We start from the raw sequence: 6132 nt of genomic DNA on the forward strand, positions 1-6132 counted from the left end.
ATAAAATCAGAAATGAATACTTATTTGGATTCAGAAACTCAACAGATAGTATAAAATTGACTAAAATTGAACGATAGTGTAGATAAAAGCCCGAACGCATAACAGCCGCTAGCCGCTATGGCTGGTAAGTGCTAGTTTGGCGTTTGGTTTACACGAAAAACATTTATCTTAGTAAGAAATAATCGTTTCGCTTTGACCGCCACAGTCGGCTAGCGGCGGAACGTTATGTGTCATAGCCAAAAAGAACCGATTAAAAATATTTATATGAAGAAAATCATTTTAACCTCACTACTTTCAATTAGTTTTTCGATGACTTCTCAAAATGAAGTCCAAAAGCGAAATAATTTCAAACTTGAGATTGCTGCTAATGAAACTCAACAATACGTAGCTGATATTCCAGAAGGTCCTTATTTTGTAAAGGATAAAATTCTTCAAATTTATTGTGGAGAAAAGATTTTTGTTGAATGTGAAATTGAGTCAGATTCAATAAGCAAAATGAAAGTCGTAGAGAAAAATAATTTTCCTGAAAGAACAATTGTTATTGAGTTCACTCAAAATTCTGAAAACAGAAAAGAAATAAGCACGGAATTGTGGGTTAAAAATCCGTTTTCCAAAACTTTAAAATATGAAGCTATGATGTTTACACCAAACCGCCAAGAGTGGAGATCTACTTCAATATTACCAATAATGCCAAATTTGCAAAATTTTGAGCATTGGCCTCATGCAATTGTAACTTTGGTTTTGGGGAATTGGAGGGTCGAATAAAACGCTACGCCACATAACAGCCGCTAGCCGCTATGGCTTGTAAGTGCTAGTTTGGTGTTTGGTTTACACGAAAAACGTTTATCTTAGTAAGAAATAATCGTTTCGCTTTGACCGCCACAGTCGGCTAGCGGCGGAACGTTATAGGCAAGCGACCTAGATTTCGTATAAAAACAATATGGAAAACCAAACCAAACTAAAAATCTTACTTGAAAGAAGAGAATATTTCAAAAATCTTTTCCCGAAAATTAAAGGATGTAATTTTAGAAGAGATATTGAATTTGGACTTCCAAATACTTGTCCAGCCTGTGGATATTTTACCTTAAGCGAAAGATGCAGTTGGCAAATTTGTCCAATTTGTTTTTGGGAAGATGAAGGTCAAGATGATTTTGATGCTGATACAGTTTATGGCGGACCTAATGGTAAGTCTTCATTAACTAGTTACAGAATTAATTTTTTTAATGAATTTGAAAAGTTTAAAACTGAAAATAAAGAATCAGAATCAATAAGTGAATTGAGGTTGTTAGAGCATTATATTACATCAAATGAAAAAGACATTGTGAAAGTTAAAGTAACAATGGAGAAAGTTTTGAATGATTTTGAAGCGAAATTATTGAAATTTTAATGCCTGCCTATAACAGCCGCTAGCCGCTATGGCTAGTATGTGCTAGTTCGGAGTTTGGAATACACGAAAAACGTTTATCTTAGTAAGAAAAAATCGTTTCGCTTTGACCGCCACAGTCGGCTAGCGGCGGAACGTTAGCCGTCATTATAAGCCGAAAATGCAAAAAAAGATGAACCGTTATAAAAAATATACAATACTAATTTTAATCGCATTTGTCTGTAATTTTCTAATTGGAAAGTTTACTGGAACTTTTAGATATAGCAAAGACTTTCACAGGATTTATTCTTTCGGTCAAACCTTCTGTTTTATAGTGTTTTTATTGTTGCTTGCTTTGTCATTTACAAATACAATTCTAATTCTAAATGAAAGCAAAATGTCATTGAGAGTAAAGATTATTTGGGCTATACTTAGTTCATCATTCCTTATTTTCTTTTTAATTACAATGACAATTGCAGTGTTGAAAATTGAATAAATTGAACCGTGAAAATTGAAAAAATTATCCGAAATGATTAACCAAAATTTAAAAAAAATAACGCCGGCTAACAGCCGCTAGCCGCTATGGCTGCTATGTGCTAGTTTGGTGTTTGGTTTACACGAAAAACGTTTATCTTAGTAAGGAAAAAACGTTTCGCTTTGATCGCCACAGTCGGCTAGCGGCGAAACGTTATGCGCAAATTGCCAACAACACTTTATCTAAAATGAAAATACTCCAATACTTGTTTCAAAAAAGAATTGTCATTGTTTTACTGCTAATTTTAGTTTTTATCAATTTGTTTAACGAAAATTATATTCACTTTGGAATAAACAAAACGGTTGGATGGGCTTTTGACATAACTGACTTCAGTCCAATAATTTTCTTAATTACATTTTACAGTTTCATATTAATTTATGGAATTTTAGCTCTTAGTAAGAAAGAAACAAATATGAAAATTTCAATCGGACATGTTATAGTTGTTTCTATTTCAGCAATTTTATTAGAAAACAGAAACGCTGGTTTACTTACGATTTTGAATTGTTTGTCAGTCATTTTGTTTGTAATGAATATTTTTAAAAGCTTAAAACAAAAAAATCAATCTGCGCATAACAGCCGCTAGCCGCTATGGCTTGTAAGTGCTAGTTTGGTGTTTGGTTTACACGAAAAACGTTTATCTTAGTAAGAAATAATCGTTTCGCTTTGACCGCCACAGTCGGCTAGCGGCGAAACGTTATGCGTCATTGTTAACTAACTGCAACTAAAGTAAAAATGGGAGAAATCCAAATAATGAATTTTGTTTTGATAATCTTTATTATCTCTTTTATCGTTTGGATATTTTTTGTTTTTAAAACAATTTATTTCTATTCAGTAACAATTAAGAAATGGCGAACTACTCAAGCCAAAGTCATTGAATATGAGGTGAAATGGTTTCGGTCAAAAACTGACTCAGACAATGAAGGCTGGAAAGAAAATATTAAATATAACTACACGGTAAACTCCATAGAATATGAAAATAATTGCGTGACAAAAAACTTCGAAATTATAACACCGTTTAAGAGTTTTGCGAAAAAGTATAATTTCAATGAAAATCAAAAAATAGAAATTGCGTATGATCCAGAGAATCCTAAAAATTCCATCATTGACATGAAGCTAAACCCATTGACTGTTATTGTTCCGCTTGCATTCTATATTTTGACTTATTTGTTTCTTTTTAACAACAACGCCGCATAACAGCCGCTAGCCGCTATGGCTGGTATGTGCTAGTTTGGTGTTTGGTTTACACGAAAAACATTTATCTTAGTGAGGAAAAATCGTTTCGCTTTGACCGCCACAGTCGGCTAGCGGCGGAACGTTATAACCAATGCGAAAATCCTGCAATGAAGAAGACAATCATTTTAATAATAATATTTTTTTCTATAAAAGCGATAGCACAAGATGGCTCAGATATTAATTATATAAAAGTTTCTAAACTTGACAATTCATATATTGGAAAAATAGTTCATTTAGACTTTTACAATCGTTCATTCGGAGGTTTAAATATAAATAACAGAGATTTAAATGATAAAGTTTTCCTCGAACTTGAAAACCAAAAAATTGAGTTTAAAGAACACAGAAGTGATGATGGACACAATAATTGGTTTTCAGAACAATATTTAGAATCTATTGAATTTATAGATGGTTATAAAATCCGAATTACAATGTGTAGAATTGAGGAAGTTTTAATAGACTCAATCAAAGTAAAATTATTTGTTAAGTATATTGACAGTTACGGAAAAGCAAAAACTGATGAACTAAGTGTAATTGAATATAGCTTCCCCAAAAAAATAATTGCTGAAATATTAGTTAAGGATTAAATCGCACTGGTTATAACAGCCGCTAGCCGCTATGGCTGGTAAGTGCTAGTTTGAAGTTTGGTTTACACGAAAAACATTTATCTTAGTAAGGAAATAATCGTTTCGCTTTGAACGCCACAGTCGGCTAGCGGCGGAACGTTATAGGCAATCAATCCAAAATCCTGCAAAAAATATGGATCCGATTAGAAGAATGGCTGAAAGTTTCAGTTACAATATGGAAAGTCACGGTTTTTCACTTGAAAAAATTGATAGCGAATTAAATTCGAAGCTTATATATATTAATCGAAATAGTGAAAAATTGAGATTTCTTTCATATTTGCGTGATATTGCAGAAACAGAATATAAAGAGCATGCTCCAAATTGTCATAATCCAGATAATTGTGGAAAAAATCAAGCTTTGGAAAATGTAATTTACGCTATTGATCAACAATATGCTGAATATGTAGATAGCGATAATGGAATTTCACTAACAGAAAGACCAGCTATGCAATTTTTTGTTGAAGGTCAATACTTTGATGCTTTTTCAGCTATAAAAGAAATAGTAAAAGAAGCAAAAACTTCAATTGTTTTAGTTGACGGATATGTTAGTTCGGATACATTAGCTTTTTTTCCTGGAAAAGAGCCTACAATTAAGTTAAGAATACTCACAGACAAAAAATCAATTGGTGCTGAATTTGAACGCGCAAAGGATTTATACAATAAACAATATGGTAATTTAGAAATTAATACTTCCTCAAACTTTCATGATAGATTTTTAATTTTGGATAATCAAAATTTCTACCATATTGGTGCATCAATAAAAGATGCTGGTAATAAAACTTTTATGTTTACAAAAATTGAAGATGAAAGCTTAAAAGATACGATCAGAAAAAAGATCGAATCAGAATGGCCAAAAATATATTCATAATTTGACTGCCTATAACAGCCGCTAGCCGCTATGGCTGGTATGTGCTCGATTGGTGTTTGGTTTACACGAAAAACATTTATCTTAGTAAGGAAAAATCGTTTCGCTTTGACCGCCACAGTCGGCTAGCGGCGGAACGTTAGTGGCAATATTAAATTATCTGCTGTAATGAGAATATTTGCATTTATATTAACTTTCTTTTACTTCATTTTTACAAATGCGCAGGTCAATGAGTTTACTGAATCAGAACTTAGAACAAAAGCTGATTCTGAAATGGCGGAATATATAGAAGGAATGCATGAGTCAGACTCTTTAAAACTTAGACAGAAAACTTATGACTCATTTTCTTTGTTGATTAAAAAGTTCCCAAAATCTGAAAACCTCAGTTTTTACTTATACACAAAAGGCTGTTTAGCCGACAAAAAAGAGGAAGCTAAAAGTTGCTTCAAAGAAGTAATACAAATCAATAGTTGGAGTTATTATGTTATACAATCTTACGTTAGACTTAGCTGGTTTGCTGTTAAAGACAAAGACTTTAAATTAGCGCTACAATATTTAGATAGTATTGAAAAAATGGAACAGCCAAATTTCCATTGTGGTGTTGAACTGGAGTCATATCAATCACAGTTGAAAAATATCCGACAAGAATGTGAAAAGGGACTGAAAACCAATACTGCCACTAACAGCCGCTAGCCGCTATGGCTGGTAAGTGCTAGTTTGGTGTTTTGTTTATACGAAAAACATTTATCTTAGTAAGGAAAAATCGTTTCGCTTTGACCGCCACAGTCGGCTAGCGGCGGAACGTTAGCAGGCATTTTGGACAACCGTAAACTATTGAACAAAAATGTTAATAGACAAACAATCAAATATTAATTCACAGTGGCAAGTCGGAATACTAATTGTTATTTTCATTATTTGCGAAATAATTATAACTGACATTAACATTTCAAATTTTGCGAAGCAGACTTTAAAAATCCTAACAATTCTGATATCAGTATCAGTCATTGGAATTGGAAAATGTGTGAAGTATAATAACGGAAAATTTGTTGCTGGCAAATGTTTAGGTATACTATATATTTATGAAATTGAAAAGGAAGTTTTGGTAGAAGACATAATAGAAACAAAAATAGTTCAAAATCAAGAGTATTATTTTGAAATACAAGCTGTAACTGAAAATGAAAACTTAACTTTAGCTAAAATCCCGAATAGAATTAACGCAGAAAAAAAACTTGAAAAAATAAACTCTTTATTAAAAACGCCTGCTAACAGCCGCTAGCCGCTATGGCTGGTATGTGCTAGTTCGGTGTTTGGATTACACGAAAAACGTTTATCTTAGTAAGGAAAAATCGTTTCGCTTTGACCGCCACAGTCGGCTAGCGGCGGAACGTTATGCGTCAGGCTAAAAAATCTGCTAAAAAAGACATATGAAGTTATTTACAAAATTATTTCTCCTTACAATAATTGACTTTATCATTATTTGGTTTTGGGTGAAAGAAATTGACCCTGAACCAAG

8 protein-coding genes are annotated in these 6132 nt (G+C 32.6%); all 8 read left to right on the forward strand.

Features of this window, described 5'->3' with window-relative positions:
• Window positions 1-264: 264 nt before the first annotated feature.
• The 8 genes from EQG61_RS13630 to EQG61_RS13665 all read left to right on the forward strand — a co-directional run bounded on the left by EQG61_RS13630 (window position 265) and on the right by EQG61_RS13665 (window position 5895).
• Entirely contained in the window at window positions 265-765 is a 501-nt protein-coding gene (locus EQG61_RS13630) for a hypothetical protein (protein WP_129462504.1), read from the forward strand.
• Window positions 766-940: 175 nt separating this feature from the next.
• Complete coding sequence (locus EQG61_RS13635) at window positions 941-1387, forward strand: CPCC family cysteine-rich protein (protein WP_129462505.1); 447 nt, start codon at window positions 941-943, stop codon at window positions 1385-1387.
• Between the two features lie 698 nt (window positions 1388-2085).
• Complete coding sequence (locus tag EQG61_RS13640; RefSeq protein WP_129462506.1) at window positions 2086-2481, forward strand: hypothetical protein; 396 nt, start codon at window positions 2086-2088, stop codon at window positions 2479-2481.
• A 149-nt stretch (window positions 2482-2630) separates the two neighbouring features.
• Entirely contained in the window at window positions 2631-3092 is a 462-nt protein-coding gene (locus EQG61_RS13645; protein ID WP_129462507.1) for a DUF3592 domain-containing protein, read from the forward strand.
• Between the two features lie 146 nt (window positions 3093-3238).
• Window positions 3239-3715, forward strand: coding sequence for a hypothetical protein (locus tag EQG61_RS13650; protein ID WP_129462508.1), 477 nt, complete (start codon window positions 3239-3241; stop codon window positions 3713-3715).
• A 172-nt stretch (window positions 3716-3887) separates the two neighbouring features.
• Window positions 3888-4622: a phospholipase D-like domain-containing protein gene (locus EQG61_RS13655; RefSeq protein ID WP_129462509.1), complete on the forward strand. Its 735-nt coding sequence runs from the start codon at window positions 3888-3890 to the stop codon at window positions 4620-4622.
• A 165-nt stretch (window positions 4623-4787) separates the two neighbouring features.
• Window positions 4788-5312, forward strand: coding sequence for a hypothetical protein (locus tag EQG61_RS13660; RefSeq protein WP_129462510.1), 525 nt, complete (start codon window positions 4788-4790; stop codon window positions 5310-5312).
• A gap of 151 nt (window positions 5313-5463) precedes the next feature.
• Window positions 5464-5895 carry a hypothetical protein gene (locus tag EQG61_RS13665; RefSeq protein WP_129462511.1) on the forward strand — a complete coding sequence of 144 codons (432 nt, stop codon included), beginning with the start codon at window positions 5464-5466 and terminating at the stop codon, window positions 5893-5895.
• Window positions 5896-6132 lie beyond the last annotated feature (237 nt).

Source organism: Flavobacterium stagni (genome assembly GCF_004122105.1).
GTDB classification, from domain to species: domain Bacteria; phylum Bacteroidota; class Bacteroidia; order Flavobacteriales; family Flavobacteriaceae; genus Flavobacterium; species Flavobacterium stagni.